General features: G+C 69.3%; 32 protein-coding genes. 31 read left to right on the forward strand and 1 reads right to left on the reverse strand.

The window, feature by feature from the left end:
* Positions 1 to 34: 34 nt before the first annotated feature.
* The gene (locus ACFUJ1_RS31790) at positions 35 to 1,435 is read left to right on the forward strand and encodes a recombinase family protein (protein WP_378651010.1); all 1,401 of its coding nucleotides are present in this window, start codon (positions 35 to 37) and stop codon (positions 1,433 to 1,435) included.
* A gap of 610 nt (positions 1,436 to 2,045) precedes the next feature.
* Here ACFUJ1_RS31790 and ACFUJ1_RS31795 read toward each other — a convergent pair.
* The gene (locus ACFUJ1_RS31795) at positions 2,046 to 2,399 is read right to left on the reverse strand and encodes a helix-turn-helix domain-containing protein (protein WP_378651011.1); all 354 of its coding nucleotides are present in this window, start codon (positions 2,397 to 2,399) and stop codon (positions 2,046 to 2,048) included.
* A gap of 153 nt (positions 2,400 to 2,552) precedes the next feature.
* On the opposite strand from ACFUJ1_RS31795, the gene ACFUJ1_RS31800 reads away from it, so the two are divergent.
* The 30 genes from ACFUJ1_RS31800 to ACFUJ1_RS31945 all read left to right on the forward strand — a co-directional run bounded on the left by ACFUJ1_RS31800 (position 2,553) and on the right by ACFUJ1_RS31945 (position 15,011).
* On the forward strand, positions 2,553 to 2,798 hold the full coding sequence (locus ACFUJ1_RS31800) for a helix-turn-helix domain-containing protein (protein ID WP_378651012.1): 246 nt from the start codon (positions 2,553 to 2,555) through the stop codon (positions 2,796 to 2,798).
* The gene (locus ACFUJ1_RS31805; protein ID WP_378651013.1) at positions 2,795 to 2,962 is read left to right on the forward strand and encodes a hypothetical protein; all 168 of its coding nucleotides are present in this window, start codon (positions 2,795 to 2,797) and stop codon (positions 2,960 to 2,962) included. The genes ACFUJ1_RS31800 and ACFUJ1_RS31805 overlap by 4 nt, the downstream gene beginning before the upstream one ends.
* Positions 2,959 to 3,822, forward strand: coding sequence for a Bro-N domain-containing protein (locus ACFUJ1_RS31810; protein ID WP_378651014.1), 864 nt, complete (start codon positions 2,959 to 2,961; stop codon positions 3,820 to 3,822). Before ACFUJ1_RS31805 ends, ACFUJ1_RS31810 begins: the two co-directional genes overlap by 4 nt.
* Positions 3,819 to 4,268 (forward strand): hypothetical protein, encoded by a 450-nt coding sequence (locus tag ACFUJ1_RS31815; protein WP_378651015.1) that lies wholly within the window; start codon positions 3,819 to 3,821, stop codon positions 4,266 to 4,268. The genes ACFUJ1_RS31810 and ACFUJ1_RS31815 overlap by 4 nt, the downstream gene beginning before the upstream one ends.
* 82 nt (positions 4,269 to 4,350) lie before the next feature.
* Positions 4,351 to 4,686: a hypothetical protein gene (locus ACFUJ1_RS31820; RefSeq protein ID WP_378651016.1), complete on the forward strand. Its 336-nt coding sequence runs from the start codon at positions 4,351 to 4,353 to the stop codon at positions 4,684 to 4,686.
* Positions 4,683 to 5,078: a hypothetical protein gene (locus tag ACFUJ1_RS31825; RefSeq protein ID WP_378651017.1), complete on the forward strand. Its 396-nt coding sequence runs from the start codon at positions 4,683 to 4,685 to the stop codon at positions 5,076 to 5,078. The genes ACFUJ1_RS31820 and ACFUJ1_RS31825 overlap by 4 nt, the downstream gene beginning before the upstream one ends.
* Positions 5,079 to 5,146: 68 nt before the next feature.
* Positions 5,147 to 5,362, forward strand: coding sequence for a hypothetical protein (locus tag ACFUJ1_RS31830; protein ID WP_378651018.1), 216 nt, complete (start codon positions 5,147 to 5,149; stop codon positions 5,360 to 5,362).
* Positions 5,359 to 5,817: a hypothetical protein gene (locus ACFUJ1_RS31835; protein ID WP_378651019.1), complete on the forward strand. Its 459-nt coding sequence runs from the start codon at positions 5,359 to 5,361 to the stop codon at positions 5,815 to 5,817. The genes ACFUJ1_RS31830 and ACFUJ1_RS31835 overlap by 4 nt, the downstream gene beginning before the upstream one ends.
* Entirely contained in the window at positions 5,814 to 6,062 is a 249-nt protein-coding gene (locus ACFUJ1_RS31840) for a hypothetical protein (RefSeq protein WP_378651020.1), read from the forward strand. Before ACFUJ1_RS31835 ends, ACFUJ1_RS31840 begins: the two co-directional genes overlap by 4 nt.
* Complete coding sequence (locus ACFUJ1_RS31845) at positions 6,059 to 6,355, forward strand: hypothetical protein (protein ID WP_378651021.1); 297 nt, start codon at positions 6,059 to 6,061, stop codon at positions 6,353 to 6,355. The genes ACFUJ1_RS31840 and ACFUJ1_RS31845 overlap by 4 nt, the downstream gene beginning before the upstream one ends.
* Positions 6,352 to 6,576 (forward strand): hypothetical protein, encoded by a 225-nt coding sequence (locus ACFUJ1_RS31850; RefSeq protein WP_378651022.1) that lies wholly within the window; start codon positions 6,352 to 6,354, stop codon positions 6,574 to 6,576. The genes ACFUJ1_RS31845 and ACFUJ1_RS31850 overlap by 4 nt, the downstream gene beginning before the upstream one ends.
* Entirely contained in the window at positions 6,573 to 6,770 is a 198-nt protein-coding gene (locus ACFUJ1_RS31855; protein ID WP_378651023.1) for a hypothetical protein, read from the forward strand. Before ACFUJ1_RS31850 ends, ACFUJ1_RS31855 begins: the two co-directional genes overlap by 4 nt.
* On the forward strand, positions 6,767 to 7,087 hold the full coding sequence (locus ACFUJ1_RS31860) for a hypothetical protein (protein ID WP_378651024.1): 321 nt from the start codon (positions 6,767 to 6,769) through the stop codon (positions 7,085 to 7,087). The genes ACFUJ1_RS31855 and ACFUJ1_RS31860 overlap by 4 nt, the downstream gene beginning before the upstream one ends.
* On the forward strand, positions 7,084 to 7,320 hold the full coding sequence (locus tag ACFUJ1_RS31865) for a hypothetical protein (RefSeq protein WP_378651025.1): 237 nt from the start codon (positions 7,084 to 7,086) through the stop codon (positions 7,318 to 7,320). The genes ACFUJ1_RS31860 and ACFUJ1_RS31865 overlap by 4 nt, the downstream gene beginning before the upstream one ends.
* A 159-nt stretch (positions 7,321 to 7,479) precedes the next feature.
* Positions 7,480 to 7,689, forward strand: coding sequence for a hypothetical protein (locus tag ACFUJ1_RS31870; protein WP_378651026.1), 210 nt, complete (start codon positions 7,480 to 7,482; stop codon positions 7,687 to 7,689).
* Complete coding sequence (locus ACFUJ1_RS31875; protein WP_378651027.1) at positions 7,686 to 8,174, forward strand: hypothetical protein; 489 nt, start codon at positions 7,686 to 7,688, stop codon at positions 8,172 to 8,174. The genes ACFUJ1_RS31870 and ACFUJ1_RS31875 overlap by 4 nt, the downstream gene beginning before the upstream one ends.
* On the forward strand, positions 8,174 to 8,584 hold the full coding sequence (locus ACFUJ1_RS31880) for a hypothetical protein (RefSeq protein WP_378651028.1): 411 nt from the start codon (positions 8,174 to 8,176) through the stop codon (positions 8,582 to 8,584). The genes ACFUJ1_RS31875 and ACFUJ1_RS31880 overlap by 1 nt, the downstream gene beginning before the upstream one ends.
* Positions 8,581 to 8,781 (forward strand): hypothetical protein, encoded by a 201-nt coding sequence (locus ACFUJ1_RS31885; protein ID WP_378651029.1) that lies wholly within the window; start codon positions 8,581 to 8,583, stop codon positions 8,779 to 8,781. Before ACFUJ1_RS31880 ends, ACFUJ1_RS31885 begins: the two co-directional genes overlap by 4 nt.
* Positions 8,778 to 9,017 (forward strand): hypothetical protein, encoded by a 240-nt coding sequence (locus tag ACFUJ1_RS31890; RefSeq protein ID WP_378651030.1) that lies wholly within the window; start codon positions 8,778 to 8,780, stop codon positions 9,015 to 9,017. Before ACFUJ1_RS31885 ends, ACFUJ1_RS31890 begins: the two co-directional genes overlap by 4 nt.
* Complete coding sequence (locus ACFUJ1_RS31895; RefSeq protein ID WP_378651031.1) at positions 9,014 to 9,847, forward strand: PD-(D/E)XK nuclease-like domain-containing protein; 834 nt, start codon at positions 9,014 to 9,016, stop codon at positions 9,845 to 9,847. Before ACFUJ1_RS31890 ends, ACFUJ1_RS31895 begins: the two co-directional genes overlap by 4 nt.
* Positions 9,826 to 10,410: a hypothetical protein gene (locus ACFUJ1_RS31900; protein WP_378651032.1), complete on the forward strand. Its 585-nt coding sequence runs from the start codon at positions 9,826 to 9,828 to the stop codon at positions 10,408 to 10,410. Before ACFUJ1_RS31895 ends, ACFUJ1_RS31900 begins: the two co-directional genes overlap by 22 nt.
* The gene (locus ACFUJ1_RS31905) at positions 10,407 to 10,763 is read left to right on the forward strand and encodes a hypothetical protein (protein ID WP_378651033.1); all 357 of its coding nucleotides are present in this window, start codon (positions 10,407 to 10,409) and stop codon (positions 10,761 to 10,763) included. The genes ACFUJ1_RS31900 and ACFUJ1_RS31905 overlap by 4 nt, the downstream gene beginning before the upstream one ends.
* Positions 10,760 to 11,038 (forward strand): hypothetical protein, encoded by a 279-nt coding sequence (locus ACFUJ1_RS31910; RefSeq protein WP_378651034.1) that lies wholly within the window; start codon positions 10,760 to 10,762, stop codon positions 11,036 to 11,038. Before ACFUJ1_RS31905 ends, ACFUJ1_RS31910 begins: the two co-directional genes overlap by 4 nt.
* Complete coding sequence (locus tag ACFUJ1_RS31915; RefSeq protein ID WP_378651035.1) at positions 11,035 to 11,988, forward strand: DNA-methyltransferase; 954 nt, start codon at positions 11,035 to 11,037, stop codon at positions 11,986 to 11,988. Before ACFUJ1_RS31910 ends, ACFUJ1_RS31915 begins: the two co-directional genes overlap by 4 nt.
* Positions 11,985 to 12,389, forward strand: coding sequence for a hypothetical protein (locus ACFUJ1_RS31920; protein ID WP_378651036.1), 405 nt, complete (start codon positions 11,985 to 11,987; stop codon positions 12,387 to 12,389). Before ACFUJ1_RS31915 ends, ACFUJ1_RS31920 begins: the two co-directional genes overlap by 4 nt.
* Positions 12,389 to 12,850, forward strand: coding sequence for a hypothetical protein (locus tag ACFUJ1_RS31925; protein WP_378651037.1), 462 nt, complete (start codon positions 12,389 to 12,391; stop codon positions 12,848 to 12,850). The genes ACFUJ1_RS31920 and ACFUJ1_RS31925 overlap by 1 nt, the downstream gene beginning before the upstream one ends.
* The gene (locus tag ACFUJ1_RS31930; RefSeq protein WP_378651038.1) at positions 12,847 to 13,122 is read left to right on the forward strand and encodes a hypothetical protein; all 276 of its coding nucleotides are present in this window, start codon (positions 12,847 to 12,849) and stop codon (positions 13,120 to 13,122) included. The genes ACFUJ1_RS31925 and ACFUJ1_RS31930 overlap by 4 nt, the downstream gene beginning before the upstream one ends.
* 211 nt (positions 13,123 to 13,333) lie before the next feature.
* On the forward strand, positions 13,334 to 14,284 hold the full coding sequence (locus ACFUJ1_RS31935; RefSeq protein ID WP_378651039.1) for a phage Gp37/Gp68 family protein: 951 nt from the start codon (positions 13,334 to 13,336) through the stop codon (positions 14,282 to 14,284).
* Positions 14,281 to 14,652, forward strand: coding sequence for a hypothetical protein (locus tag ACFUJ1_RS31940; protein WP_378651040.1), 372 nt, complete (start codon positions 14,281 to 14,283; stop codon positions 14,650 to 14,652). The genes ACFUJ1_RS31935 and ACFUJ1_RS31940 overlap by 4 nt, the downstream gene beginning before the upstream one ends.
* Positions 14,649 to 15,011, forward strand: a complete 363-nt coding sequence (locus ACFUJ1_RS31945) for a hypothetical protein (protein ID WP_378651041.1) — start codon at positions 14,649 to 14,651, stop codon at positions 15,009 to 15,011. The genes ACFUJ1_RS31940 and ACFUJ1_RS31945 overlap by 4 nt, the downstream gene beginning before the upstream one ends.
* Positions 15,012 to 15,024: the final 13 nt, after the last annotated feature.

Here is a 15,024-nt window from a genome sequence, read left to right on the forward strand (position 1 = left end):
TGGGTGAAATGTCAATACAGGGTATCGTCCGGGTGTGACCCTCCGCGCCGTCATCTACGCCCGCGTCTCCAAGCCCGGCGAGAAATCCGTCAACGACCAGGAGAAGGTCGGCCGCCGCGACCTCGCCGAGATCGGTGCCGAAGTCGTAGCAGTCTTCACCGACAAGCAGTCCGCCTCCCGCTACCGGCGCGTCGAGCTGCGGCCGGGGTTCGTGAAGACCCAGGAGTTCATCCGCTCCGGTGAGGCCGACCTCCTGTGGTCCTTCGCCGCGAACAGGGCGCACCGCGACCTCGACGACTACATCCTGCTGCGCCGCCTGTGCATCGAGACCGGCACCCTCTGGCGGTACGGGCGCCGCACCTACGACCTCTCCGTCGCCGCCGACCGCAGGGCTACCAATGCGGACGCTGTGAGGGCGGAGGAGTTCGGCGACGACCTCTCCGAGGCTGTGCTGCGCGGGATGCGGGAAGCGCGTGAGGACGGGCGAGCCCACGGCAAGCTGCACCGCGGGTATCGGATCGTGCGCGACGCGACCTCTGGCCGGCCCATCCGGCGTGAGGCGATCCCCGAGCAGGCGGCGGTGATCCGGGAGGCGGCGCGGCGGGCGTTGCAGCGGGAGTCGATGTACTCGATCACCCGCGACCTCGAGCAGCGCTGGCGTGCGGCGGGCGGGGAAGGGTTGTGGACTCCCGAGCAGGTGCGGAACCTGCTGGTCTCCCCGACGATCGCGGCCCTGCGGACGCACGAGGGGAAGGTGATCCGGGACGGGAAGTGGGAGGCGATCATCTCCGTCGATGACCACGAGAAGCTGCACGCGATGCTGACCGACCCGTCCCGGCGGACGCATCGGGGTTCGGACCCGGCGTACTGGCTGTCCTACATCGCGGTGTGCGGGGTGTGCGGCAAGCCGTTGAGTCCGAAGAAGGAGCTGCCGCGGCGGCCGAAGAGTGTGCCGCAGTACCGGTGCATAACAGGGCATGTGTCGCGGGCGGTGGATCTGGTGGACTCGGTGGTGGAGCCTGCGCTGTTGCGGCTGCTGGGGACGCGGGAGGCGCAGGCGAAGCTGAGCATCCCCGCCGAAGGCGCAGGCCCGTCGCTGGAGGACTCGCTGGCGGAGAAGGCGCGGTTGCAGGACGGCCTGCTGGAGTGGGTTCGGGAGGCGGCTCGCAATGGGATCTCGGCGGCGCTGGTGAAAGCGTATGAGGCTGAGGTGAACTCGAAGATCGCGGAGATCGACGCCCGGGTTCGGGCGGGCGCGGCCGATCCCCTCCTGGCGGATTTGGCGGGGCCGGGGGTAGAGGGGCGGTGGGAGTTGATGGGTTTGCTCGACCGGCGTGAGGTTGCGCGGGCAATTGTACGGGTGGTGGTGCAACCTGTGCGGTGGACGAAGGAGCCTGTCGGCGTGGAGATTTACCCGGCTGGGGTATTCGAATGACCGCCTGGAATTAGCTGGTCGGCGCATTCGATTCATAACCGAACAGTCAAGGGGACATTACGAATTCGACGCCGAGACCCGCCCGCAACAGAGTCGATGCGCTTTCATCGCTATCGATTTGTCCAAACCGTCACTTAGCTCACAGGTTTGCGTATGATCTGCTCAGGGGGATGATCCCCTGAATGATTGATCTTGTCGGACTATCACCGGGCAGTGGGTAGCAGGGTCGGAGCCGGGGTCCGGCGGGATGTGGGCGCGATAGCTGCGAGGTGACGTGTGAGCCCTTTCGGGGTGGCAACGAGTACCGGATCGGGACGATGAGCGCGGGTGGGGCCTGGCCCCTGCTCTCTCCCGAGGCGCTGGCCGAGATGATCGGCGCCATTCCCAGACCTCCGCGCGGGACGGTAGCTGTGCGTGACGGATGGGCTCACATCGGCGCGGTCCATGAGAACTCCGGTGCGGTGAGTTACACCCCCCGGCATGGGATTACGGCCGAGCAGCGGCTACGTCTGATCGCAGCCGCTACCCAGGTGTGTGTGAATGGCCGCAGCGCCTTGCCCGGTTGGCGTCACGACCGCAGAAACGAATGGACGGCGGGTGTTCGTTCTCGTCAGCCTTCGTTTTTCGTATCGTCCGCGTGCAATTCGTTCATCTCCTCATCGGAGAGCCGATATCCCGTGGTGTCTGCCGGATTCAGGGAGCCGTCCGGCCGATAGAGGTTCGCATTGGCGCGCGCGTATCGGATGAAGTCGCCCATCTCCTGCCCAAAGGAGTCGGCGATCCTCCCCAGCTGCTCGACGTCGATTGCCATCTGACCGTTCTCGATCTTCGCGATCGTTCGAGCGGGAATGCCAGTGCTGCGCGCGAGGTCCTCTTGTCTGAGTCCCCGCGCCGCTCTCGTGGCTTTGATCGCCGCTGCGATCAGCCTGGTGGACTCGCCTATTTGGCGAGGATTCGTAGCCATATGGGTAGGTTAGCGGCCCATATGGCCCGGACGATAGACCGGATATGAGTCTGTCCTAACAGAGCGGCCGGTCGGAATTGGGACCTTTGTCCCCCACTGGACGGGGTATGCGGGCTGCTTGCCACCTGCCCATATGGGCAGTAATCTACCTGCATGGCGCAACTAACTCCCAGGTCGCGACAGGTGAGCGCCCGCGTCGAAGCGGCGATCAAAAGCTCCCCTCTGTCCCAAACTGCTGTGGCAGACATCACAGGCATCCCCCGTGAGACTCTCCGCCGTCGGGTGAGGGGGATCAGTGCCTTCACCGTCGACGAGCTCGAGTCCATCGCTCGCGTCCTGGAGGTCGATCCCGACGACCTGTTCGGCGTGACCAAGCCGGGCGGGCGGCGGGCTTCGTGACGCGCCGCGAGTTCGACCCCATCACCCAGGCCGCGATCGACGCCGCCGTGGAGCGGGGCGTGGCCCGGTTCAAGCCGGGCGACCTGGACCGGGGGATCGCCGTGTTCCTCGCCGCTGAGCGCGTCAACCGCGAGCGGGCCAAGCGACAGGAGGACGCAGCATGACCGTGCCGATGCCGTTCGACAACGGCGAGTTCCATCTCGAGATCCACCCGCACGACGAAGACGGGCTTCGCATCTACGCGCCCGGCCTCGCCCGCGCCCTCGGATTCCGCGAGGCGTACGACCTTCTCCGGTCGATCCCGATGGAGGAGAAAGGGTCCGAGCTAGTCCGGACCCTTGGCGGTGAGCAGCAGGTCGGCTACGTCACCGAGGCTGGGTTCTACCGCGTCCTCGGCCAGCGGCAGGCGTCGCGCATCGTAGACGAAGCTGCTCGCGCCTCGGTGCAGCGGTTCCAGTCATGGGTGTACGGCGAGGTGCTGCCGACAATCCGCAAGACCGGCGGCGCGTACATCGCTCCCGGCTCGCAGGCCGAGCTGGACCTGTCCGACCCGGACACCGCGCTGGACAAGCTGATCGAGATCGCCCAGGTCGCCAAGGCCGAGCGGGCGCAGCGCCTCGCGTTGCAGGAGCAGATCGAGGCCGACCGTCCGATGGTGGAGCGGGCCAAGCGCCACGCTTCCGGGGAAGGCATGGTCACGCGGACCCAGTTCTTCCGCGAGGTCAAGGCGTGGGCGGCCGAGCGTGGCGTCACCGTGAAGCAGGCCGAGGTCAACGACTTCTTGTCCACCCGCAAGCTGGGCCTGTTCGTGCGCGGCAACCGCAGCGACTCCGGGCAGGCGACGGCATGGGCGATCGAGAAGGGCTACGCCGAGAACAGCCAGGGCACGGCGGAGAACGGCTTCAACTACGCCACCGGGAAGCTGACGGCTGCCGGGCAGGCGTACGCGTGGGAGCGGGTGGTCCGGTTCATCGACGCGAACGCGACGTTGGAGCTGCCGCGCGAGATCGGCGGTGCGGCATGAGCAATCCGTACCCGCCCGATTCGGTTCCCGAGGACTACGACGACGGCACCATGCCCAGCAACGTCGAGACCCTGAGCGAGCACGTCGTCGGTCACCGCATCGTGTCCGCCGAGCTTGGCGGGTTCGGCAGCAAGGCCAACTACTGGGGCCGCGATCACGGCTTGGTACTGACGCTCGACAACGGCGTTCGGGTCTGCCTCGCCGACACGTCCGACTGCTGCGCGTACACCGATCTCAAGGCGTTCCTGCTGCACCCGGAGAAGGTGGACCACGTCATCACCGGCGTGGCCACCACCGGCGGTTACACGAAGTGGCACATCTTCGCCGACCTCGGGGACGTGCTGGAGCTGACCGTCGAGTGGAGCTGTGGCAACCCGTTCTACTACGGCTACGGCTTCGACATCATGGTCGAGCCCGCGCCCGAGCCCGAGGGCGGTGCGTCGTGATCGCCCTCGCTGTCGCTGCTGTCTCCCTGCTGGTGCCCGCGGGCATCGTCGGCCCGCTGGCTCTCAACACCTGGAGGCAGCGGTGAGCAACCCCTGGGTTCTGGTCGTGGTCAACGTCGGCGCGCTGGCGTTCGTGATCCTGTTCGCCATCCGGTACGGGCGCCGCCAGGAGCGTAAGGCTCACGCCCGCCGCATCCACCCGGCCGCGCAGACCCCGGCCGAGCGCGACGCTTCCCTGCTGTTCCTGCGCAAGGAGGCCGGGAGGCCCTGCGAGTACGGCGACGCGACCTTCTCTTGCTCGGACTTCCTCGGGCTGTGGCAGCAGTGGTGCGGCCCTTGCCTCGCGCTGGGCGTGTTGCGCGACACGTTCCCCGAGTCTTCTCCGCTGCGGCCCACTCCGGACGGAGGTGCGTCGTGACCGACGAGAACCCGCGCATGCGTGAGCTGATCGAGAACTCCCTCGGCACGCCCGCGGCGAAGCGCCTGCGGGAGTCGGTGCCGGTGGAGGTGGGCCGGGAGATCGTGCGCCGGGCCGAGGAGAAGCGCGCCGAAGCGTTCGCCGAGTTCCTGATGGACGAGTTCTCCGACGGCGCGATCTCGATCGACTTCGCCGAGGACGACGGCGACTTCTCTCACGTCCAGATCAACGGCTACTTCGACCTGCTGAGCATCGCCCGTTCGGTGCTGGCGAAGGTCGCCGCCGAGTCTTCCCCACTGCGAGCTGACCTCGCTCCGCGCAGTGGGGCCGCGCACCCCGACCCCGTGTCACGTGACGGCGGGACCGGGTCGGGGTGCGCCTCCAACCCCTGACAGGGCTGTGGCCGCCGAGCGCCTACTCGACGGCCACCTAACCAAATCAACCAGACGGGAGTCTACCAATGACCGACCCCAAGACCGCTGCGGAGAGGTCGTTCATCGCCCTCGGAACCCAGACGTTCTCCGAGGACGACGTCGATGTCCGCATGTTCGACGGCGTGTTCGTGCTGGAGCTGCACCGCCTCATCCACGTCCACCTCGCCCCCGCCGACTTCAAGGCCTTGGTCGCCAAGATGGCCGATGCCCTCGACGCTGTCGCCGAGAAGGCGAAGAAGTGACCGGCCCGCAGAAGTACCGCGACCGCCAGACCGGCTCGCTGGTCGATGCCATGCAGAGCACCGGCGACAACACCCTCGAACTCTGCCGCTGGATCCCCGAGGACCGCCAGCGGATCGTCGACAACGCCGGGATGCCCGCCCAGTACCTGACCACCTCCAACGGGAGTGAGCGGGTCTGGCTCTTCGACTGGGTGGTGCGTGACAGCCACGGCCGCTGGCACCGGTTCAAGCAGGGTGCCTTCGCCAGCCAGTTCAGGCCCGTAGTCGAGACCCACTACCGGGTCGTCGGCACCGATGCCTGGGGCATTTCCCACATCACGCCGTCGCCGAGCGCGAGCGCCGCCCGGCGGTCGGTCGAGGACTTGAACGGCTGGGCCGCCGACCAGGGCCACCCGCAGAGCTGGCGTGCCGAGACCGCCGAGGTCGAGTGGAAGCCGCTGGAGGCGAAGCGATGACCCCCGAGAACTTCCCCGCTGCTACCGCGACCGCCGAAGCCCAGGACCGCTGCGACGCCTGGAACCGCGCGCACCCCCAGGGCACGCAGGTCCGCTACTTCGATGGCGTCTGCACGGTCGAGACCGCTACGACTTCGCCCGCGATGGTGGTGGGCCGGACCGCGGCGATCCACCTCGCGTGCCGTCAGGCCCCGACCGCGCTCGCTGTCCTGGAGTCCGTCACCCCCGAGGAGGGCAAGCGATGACCGGGCCGCTGACCGACGAGGTACTGACCGAGTTCGCGGAGAACGTGAGCTACGCCGACGGCCCGGAGGTGCGGGCGATGGCGAACGAGCTGCTGGTGCTGCGTCCGCGCGTCGCCGAGCTGGAGACCCAGCTGGCTCGGGTGCGTGAGACGCACCAGCCGGTCGATGCGCTGAACATCCGGCACCACCCCAACGGGCGGCTCACCCGAGTGTGCTCCGGGTGCGGCACCGACGACGGCAACTGGCAGATCTACCCCTGCCCCACCATCCGCGCGCTGGAGGTGCAGTCGTGACCGTTCTCCATTCCCCCGCCTGCGAGGCCCTGCTTCACCGCTGGGACCGCTACCCCCGGGAGTCGATGCCGCACCGGCTGGCGGACTTCGCGCACTCCCACACCGACCCGGAGGTGATGGCGTTGCTGGTGACGTTCTTCGACGAGGACCCGCCGGGGTCTCTGCCGTGGGAGCTGGCGGTCGAGCTGTGGCCGACGCTGGCGATCGGCGGTGCGCGATGACCTCCAGCTTCCAGCTGTACGAGTTCGCCAGCAACCACACCCGGTACCTGGGGTCTCACACCTCCCGTGGACTCGCTGAGCAGCGGGCCGAGGAGTACGTCTCCGGGCCGCTGATGTGGGCGGAGGTCGAGGCGGGTGTGTGGGATGCCGAGTCCGGTGACCGCGCCTTCCGCATCCGGGAGGTGACCCCGTGACCCGCGCGGAGCTGGAGGCGTACGCCCTCGAACTCGGGTGGGTCATCAACCGCCGCACGTCCGCGCTCGACACCGTCTTCTCGCGGGACGACCACACGCTGACCGTGTGGTGGGACGACGACGACGAGCTGTGGTGCGCGCGCGTCCGGGAGTATGGCGCCCCGCTTCTCGTGTCGGTGGCGGCGGTGCGCAAGCGGCTGCGGGAGTTGGCGGGCAGGTACACCCCGCCGGCGTCGCTGCTGGACACCGTGGCGATGGCCGTGGACGACGAGCACCCGGACCTCGCGGACCTCCCGACGGTGGAGGGCGAGCGATGAGCGACTCACCGTTCGGCCCGGCCCCCTCGGTCCCGACTCCCGCGCCAGGGGAGGCGTGCGCCGGGTTCGCCTGGCTCGGCCAGTCCTTCGCCTACTGCGACCGCTGCGCCCGGCCGTTCTGGGAGCACACCCACGAGGACCGGCTGCGCGATGGCGTTTGGGTCCAGGAGCCGATCACGCCCGAGGACGCCGCGGCGTGCCGACGGAAGTGGGGTAGCGATGCCCGCCCGTAAGCGTCCCCGCCCCGCTCCCCGCGCCCTGTGGATGGACCGCGTCGAGGAGACGTGGCGCCGCACCGGGTTCACGGCCCGCTCCCACGGGACCGGTGCACTCTCCTCCCGCAGCTACGAGACCTCGCCCGAGTCGGGCGACCGAAACCCTGGAGTCACACCGTGACCGATCTTGCCTTGTGGGTGCAGCGCTTGATCCTCCTGGCCCTCCTCGCTGGCGTGTTCTACGTGATCGCCGCGTTCGTCGCCTACGAGCGGCGGACTGCGGCGGCCTACTCGGACGAGGAGGAGCTGTACACCGACGACGAGGGGGCGGAGTGGGACCGGGCTCGGGACCGCTGGAACGACGATCAGTGGGAGGTGGCGTCGTGAGCGCGTCGACCGAACCCGACTGGACCCAGGTCCGCCGAATCAGAGACGACACGGGCTCGCACATCGAGCCCGGGCTCAACCCCGACTGGCCTGAGCTTTGGAAGCTGCGCTGGCAAGCGGCAGTCGTCCAGGCGACCACGGGCGTGCACATCGCCATCCACCAGAGCGCCTCGACCCCGCGCTGGTTCGGCCTCTCCTACTACGTCGGCGCCCTCAGCAAGTTCCTGTCGGTGAGCCTCGACTGCCACCAGATGTGGTCGCACCTCAACGGCATCGAGTCGGGCTACGAGATGGCCCGATACAAGGCGGCCGACGGCTGGCCTTCGAACGTCGTGGCCGCCGCCAAGGCGATGTACGCCCGCCTCCGCATCGGCGACCCCGAGCTGACGCAGGACTGGGCAGAACTCGACGTGGACACCCGCGACCACTACTGCATCGCCGCCGAGAACGCGCTCCGGTCGGCGGTCCAGGGGAGGGGGTGGTGATGAGCATCGACACCATCCAGCCGATCGCCCTCTCCACCGCCCGCGACGCCGCCACCGACCAGCAGCGCGCCGCCGCCCGGTACGTGGTCACCAAGGCCCGCACCCGGGCGGAGGCAGCCGAGTTCCTGGCGATGCTCGGCCTGGACCAGCAGAAGCCCCGCAGGCCCCGGAAGGTCCAGCGCCGCGACGGCTGGCCTAGCGACCTCGGCGCCAGGCCGAAGGCGAACCGGGCACCCGCCGGGCCGGGTGCGGTGGTGGAGCAGGCATGGACCGACAAGGCCCGCTGCCGCTACCAGCCCGACGGCAGGCACGGACGGTCACCTGCTCGGAGTGCGGGGACGACTTCACCACCACCCGGAAGAAGGCGGGCAAGTGCGGAGCCTGCACCCGCGCCGGCTCCCAGCACATGACCGCCACCGCCCCCATCACCGCCTACCTCCGGTGGTTGCGGGACGACTGCGGAATCTCGGTGCACCAGATCGCCGCCTCGTCGGGGGTGCCGTGGTCGACGGTGCAGAAGCTGCTGAAGGCGGGGGCGCCGCGGTCGATGTTGGTGGTCAACGCCCGCAAGATCCTCGCGCTCCAGCCGCAGGGGGTGGCGCCGTGAGCGAGTTCACCCGCACCGACGGCCTGTCCCGGCTGGTGATCGAGCGCGAGCCCGGCGGGCGGATCCGCATCGCCGTCCACGCCCTCGATGCCGAGGACGGGTACGCGGTCAGCTTCGACGGTGACGCCGCCCGCGAGATCGCCGACTTCGTGCGCCCGGTCCAGCTGTTCCCCACCGACCCGGTCCAGTACCGGCGCGATCAGTACGACCCCCGAGACAGCGAGGAGAGCCGATGACCACCACGACGGAGGCACCGACCGATCCCGGCCTCTATCCGAACGTTCCGGAGGAGGTCTATCACTCGGACACCGCCAGCCTGTCCAGCACCGCGGTCCGACTGCTCGTGAAGCAGGGTGGTCCGGCCAAGCTGCAGGGCGCCGAGCGCGAGCACAACGACGACTTCGACCTGGGCACCGCGGCGCACACCCTGCTCCTCGGGACCGGCGCCGACATCGAGGTGTTCGACGCCGCCTCCTGGCAGATCAAGCACGCCAAGGAGGGCCGCATCGCCGCCCGCGCTGGGGGGAAGGTGCCGCTGCTACGTAAGCAGTACGACACCACCCGCCGCATGGTCGACGCTGCGCTCAGTCGTCCCGAGGTGGCCGCCCTGTTCCCGCCCGCCCCCGAGGGGGTGGCCGAGATGTCGGGCTACGCCATCGACCCGGAGACGTGGGTCATGCTCCGCGCCCGCTTCGACTACCTGGTGTTCGGCCCGGACAAGCGGGTCAAAGTGCGGGACTACAAGACCACGAAGAACGCGGCGCCACGCGAGTTCAGCAAGAGCGCCGTGGACTACGGCTACCACGTCCAGGCCGCGCACTACATCCGCGTCCTGAAGGCGCTGGGCTACGAGGTGGACGACTTCGTCCTTCTCGCGCAGGAGAAGACCGCGCCGTACCTGACCAGCCTGCATGAGTTCGACGCCGAGGCGCTGGCCGCCGGGGATCGGGTCGTCACGGCGGGCATCGGCATCTACGCGCAGTGCTGCGACACCGGCATCTGGCCGGACTACGGGACCGAGACCAATCGGATGAGCCTGCCCTCGTGGGCGCTCGGGGAGTGGTGATCATGGCCGACGACAAGAAGGTGGACCTCGGCAGCTACGTCGAGGTGGCCGAGCGGATCGCCGAGGCTCGCAAGCTGTACCCGGACGGGGCGTTCCAGCCCGCAGTGGTGGAGCGGCCGTACTCGATGGAGGAGGTGGGCGGGCAGGCGTTCGTCGTCGTGGTCGCCGCCTTCTACCGCACCCCGGAGGATGAGCGGCCGGGCATCGGCATGGCTTGGGAGCAGGTGCCGGGCAAGACTTCGTTCACGCGGGGCTCGGAGTTGCAGAACGCGGAGACCTCGGCGTGGGGCCGCGCTCTGGTAGCGGCGCTGATCGCGGACACCAAGCGGGGCATTGCCTCGGCGGACGAGGTGCGGATGCGGACGGCGCAGTCCGCGGCCCAGCTCCCCCCCGCTGACTTCGCCCGCGCCGAGCTGCTGCGGCTGCTGAACAAGCTGGGCAAGAACTCCAAGGACGCCACCGCCCGGTTCGCCGAGCTGACCGGTGGCGGGAACCTGCGTACCTCCGACAACGCCGAGGCGATCGAGAAGCTGCTGGCCGAGTACCGGGCGGAGACGGCGTGACCGACTACTCCCCGGAGAAGGTGGATCTGGCGATCGCCGCCTGCGCCAACCGGATCGCGAACGGCGTCAAGGTCTGCGACGAGCGCTACACCACCTACCTCCAGGCCGACCACGCCTACGACGTGGCCTACGCCCACGCCTACCTCAACGCCGAGGGGCCGGCGCACGCCAAGAAGTACGAGGCCGAGATCGCCACCGAGAACGAGCGTCGGGCACGGGATGTTGCCGACGCCGCCTACCGGTACGCGGACCGCACGGCGCGGGCGGTGCAGGACGAACTGCGGGCGCTTCAGTCCGTGGGGGCCAGCATCCGCGCGATGTACCAGGTCGCCGGTCGAGGGGAGGGGGCATGAGGCAGGACCGCTGCCGCCACTGCGACCGCCCCATCGAGCGCTACTACGCGGACTACACCAAGGGGTGGAAGCACGAGGGCCAGGAGGGCGTCTACTGCCGCTCCACGATGGCCGAACCGGTGGAGGTCGTCCCGGCTCCGAACGGCTGCCAGCACTGCGGCATCGACAAGGACCAGCACCTCCAGCGCTGGGCGCCTGGCGTGCGGTGGCATCAGTGGGTCGAGCCGACCGACGAGCAGCGCAAGCGGCGGCTGCTGGACCGGAGGAACGCATGAGCATCTTCCATCAGGACGACTCGGTCACCCTCCACCACGGCGACGCGCTGGAGGTGGCCCGCACGCTGGCGGACGGCGCCGCGAACTGCATCGTGACGTCGCCGCCGTACTTCGGGCTGCGCGACTACGGGCAGCCGGGGCAGTACGGGCTGGAGGGCTCCCCGGCCGAGTACGTCGCCACCATGCGCGAGCTGTTCGCCGAGCTGCGCCGCGTGCTCGCCGACGACGGCACCCTGTGGCTCAACCTCGGCGACAGCTACGCAGGCAAGCCCGCCAGCGGGCGGGGGAAGGCCTCCGCGCTCGCCTCCCGTTCGGTCGCAGCGCGGCAGGGCGGCGGCGGGTACGTCACCGGACTGCCCGACAAGAACCTGATCGGCATCCCGTGGCGGGCGGCGTTCGCCCTCCAGGACGACGGCTGGATCCTGCGCAACGCGATCGTCTGGCACAAGCCCAACGCCATGCCCGAGTCCGTGGCCGATCGGCTGACCACCCGGTACGAGCAGGTGTTCCTGTTCTCCAAGAAGCCGCGCTACTGGTTCGATCTCGACCCCATCCGCGAGGCGCACATCTACGCCAACGCCGGAACCGCAGGCAGCGGTGGCTGGGCCGATGGTCAGTCCCGGGGCGTACCCACCAACGGCGCCCGCCACCAGTTCGGGCACAGCGAGGGCCGCAATCCAGGCGACGTATGGGAGATCCCGACGACCCCGTTCCCCGGCGCCCACTTCGCCACGATGCCGCCCGCGCTGGCCGAGCGCTGCATCCTGTCCGGCTGCCGCCCTGGCGGCACCGTGCTCGACCCGTTCTCCGGGTCCGGCACCACCGGCCTGGCCGCGGCCCGGCACGGCCGCCGCTACATCGGCATCGACCTGAGCGACGAGTACCTGGCGCTGTCCCTGCGCACCCGCCTGCAGCAGCCGGGCCTGAACTTCGAGGAGGCGAGCGCATGACCCTGCGCCCGAAGTTCCGTCCCCGCTCCTCCCGTCGCCGCCCGGAGGGCTTCTCCCCCGAGGTGAAGGCGATCGTCGCCGCCCGCTCCAAGGGTCGCTGCGAGCTCGCCGCCGACTGCCCCCACCCGCCGTCGGAATACCACCACAGGGCCCCTCGCGGGCTCGGCGGTACCAGCCTCGCCTGGGTGAACTCGGCATCGAATTCGCTGCACATCTGCCAGGCCCACCATTCCCACCTGGAAAGCCATCGCGCCGAGGCGTACGCGAACGGGTGGCTGGTGCGCCGCAACGGCAACCGCACCGCCGCCGATGTCCCGGTCCTACTGTCCGAGGGGTGGCGGCTGCTCACCGACCACGGCTACAAGTGGCCGGCCCCGACACCCGAAGGGGAGGCGAGCTGATGGCGACCACGGCCGACCAGTTCACGGCCACCGAGCGTGACCTGTTGCGCCGCCTCCATGCCATCGTCGGCCCGGCCATCACCTACCCCGGGTACCTCCGGGACCAGAACGAGCGCTCCGGTGGCGGCCGGGGTTTCGCCTACGAGGTGGGCACCTCCTCGCTGCACGGCACCTGGCACGAGTGGCTCGTGGCCGAGCGGTTCGCCGATGGCAGCCCGCGGTTCTGGCGCACCGGTGAACTCCTGCGGGAGGCGCACGTCAGCTTCGCCCGGGTGGAGCGGTGGGCTGCCGGCCTGCCCGGTGAGGTGCGGGCGAAGGCGCAGCGGTGGTGGGCGACCTACCCGCGTGAGACCAGGGACCTTCCCCGGTTGGCGGCGCTGACCCTGGCCGCGCTGGATGGGGAGTTCGATCCGGTGCCGGAGCATCCCGCGCTGTTCGAGGTCGAGGGGGTGGGGTTGTGAGCGGCACCGAGATGTGTGACGGCTGCTGGGCCGTCTACCAGGCGTGGTCGGGGTACCGGTTGCCGCGGCGTCTGCGGATCAGCAACGACGCGATGCGGGACATGTCCCGGGCGGGGGTGGTGGAGCGGTCGCGGTTGCGGTTCGAGGAGTGGCGGGACCTGGTGAACCAGCAGCAGCGGCTGATCCGGGAGCGGTGCTTGCGGGAGCGGCATGTGGTGACGGTGCCGTCCGAAGCGGGGGAGCAGTTCGTGCTCGAGCTGGGGGTGGCGTGATGCGCGGCTCGAGTTATCGGCTCCGACCAGGTAAAATGAAGGCGGCCCCGGGTGACCCCGTTCGGTATTGGCGTACTGAGCGGAGCCGCGATCCCGAGGCCTACCCCTTCCTGATTTCGACACCGAAAGGGGGTCCGGTGATCATAGCTGCGCTGTGTGACCTGTACCTGTCGTACCTTCCATCCGCGCCCCTCGTTCGAGGTGAGGCGCGATGACCAAGATCGAATGGACCGACCGCACCTGGAATCCGGTCACGGGCTGTGACAAGGTCTCGCCCGGCTGCGACCACTGCTACGCCGAGGGCATCGCCAACCGGTTCGCTGGCACCCCGCAGTTCCCGAATGGGTTCGGGGTGACGCTGCGGCCGGAGAGGCTGGCTCAGCCGTTGCGCTGGCGGAAGCCGCGCCGGGTGTTCGTGAACAGCATGTCCGACCTGTTCCATGACGAGGTGTCGATCGACTACATCGCCAAGGTGCTCGCTGTCATCGCGCTCACCCCGCAGCACACCTACCAGATCCTGACGAAGCGGCACGCTCGGATGCGGTCCATCGTCACGAACAGGTGCCACTGCACGGGGGGCCACCTTGACGGCGAACACCTCCGCTCGGCGATGGCGTGGGCTGTGTCGAAGGCGAACCCGGACCGCGTGCCGGGGATGCCCGACGACGCGGAGCAGCAGGTCTACTTCGAGGCGGGCTGGCCGCTGCGGAACCTCTGGCTGGGCGTCAGCGCCGAAGACCAGAAGTGGGCGGACATCCGAATCCCCGCACTCATGGAGACCCCCGCCGCAGTGCGGTTCCTGTCCGCTGAGCCGCTGCTGGGCCCGATCGACCTGCACGACACCCCGCTGGACTGGGTGATCGTCGGCGGGGAGAGCGGGCGGGGCGCTCGGCCGATGCACCCGGACTGGGCGCGCTCCCTCCGCGATCAGTGCGAGCAGCTCGGGGTCGCCTACCTGTTCAAGCAATGGGGCGAGTGGATGCCGAACGGGTTCTGGCGCAGGGACACCGGCCGCCCGGCTGGCAACCCCCGCGAGCACGCCTTCGAGACGGGCGGGCGGAACGGATTCCTGCCGTTGATGGCCCGCGTCGGGAAGAAGCAGGCGGGACGGGAGCTGGACGGCCGCACGTGGGACGAGTTCCCGAAGGTGGTGCCGCTGTGACCTCCGACGAGATCCGCGCCGCCTACCTCGACGTCATCGCCCCGGCGATGGTCGGCCACGACCGCGGAGTATGGGAGCACCTGGACGAGTCTTCCCGGGAGTGCTACCGGCGTGACGCCGCACCCGTGGTCGATGCGCTCGCTGCTGCCGGTCTGCTGCCCCGCCGTGTCACCACCTACGCCGAGCTGGATGCCCTGTCGGTGGACTCGATAGTCCGCGTGGGCCACTGCGTGTACCAGTCGTCCGGCCGAGGCTACTTCTCCGGGCCTGACAGCCACGAGATCGACAGCGACCTGCTGCTGGACATGGCCGAGGACGAGCCGGTGTGGGTGCTGTGGACCCCGCCCGACGAGGGGGTGCAGGAATGAGCACCAGATGCCAAGCGACCACCACCGTCCCCGGCGGTCACGCCTGCCAGGAGGGCCTGGTGCGGTGCGAGAAGGAAGGCCCGCACAACCGGCACGAGAACACCCGCCACTGCCCGCCGGGGCACGGCTGGACCGACCGCCCGCCATCCGATGCGGGGGAGTTCGCGGTAGTGATCCGCCGCGGCCCGAAGTGCTTGCAGCCGGACACGAAGTCGCTGCTTCCGCAGACGATCTTCGACTCCCGTGACGAGGCCGAGAAGGCGTGCGCCTGGTATCGGCAGGCGTTGGCGTGCAGCTTCCCGAAGTACGCGCGGCACTGCCGGTACGTGGTGGTCGAGCTGACGGAGGTGCAGTCGTGAGCACCGGTTCCAC

Origin of the sequence: Nocardia sp. NPDC057227 (assembly GCF_042669725.1) — a bacterium.
Taxonomy (GTDB): domain Bacteria; phylum Actinomycetota; class Actinomycetes; order Mycobacteriales; family Mycobacteriaceae; genus Nocardia; species Nocardia asteroides_A.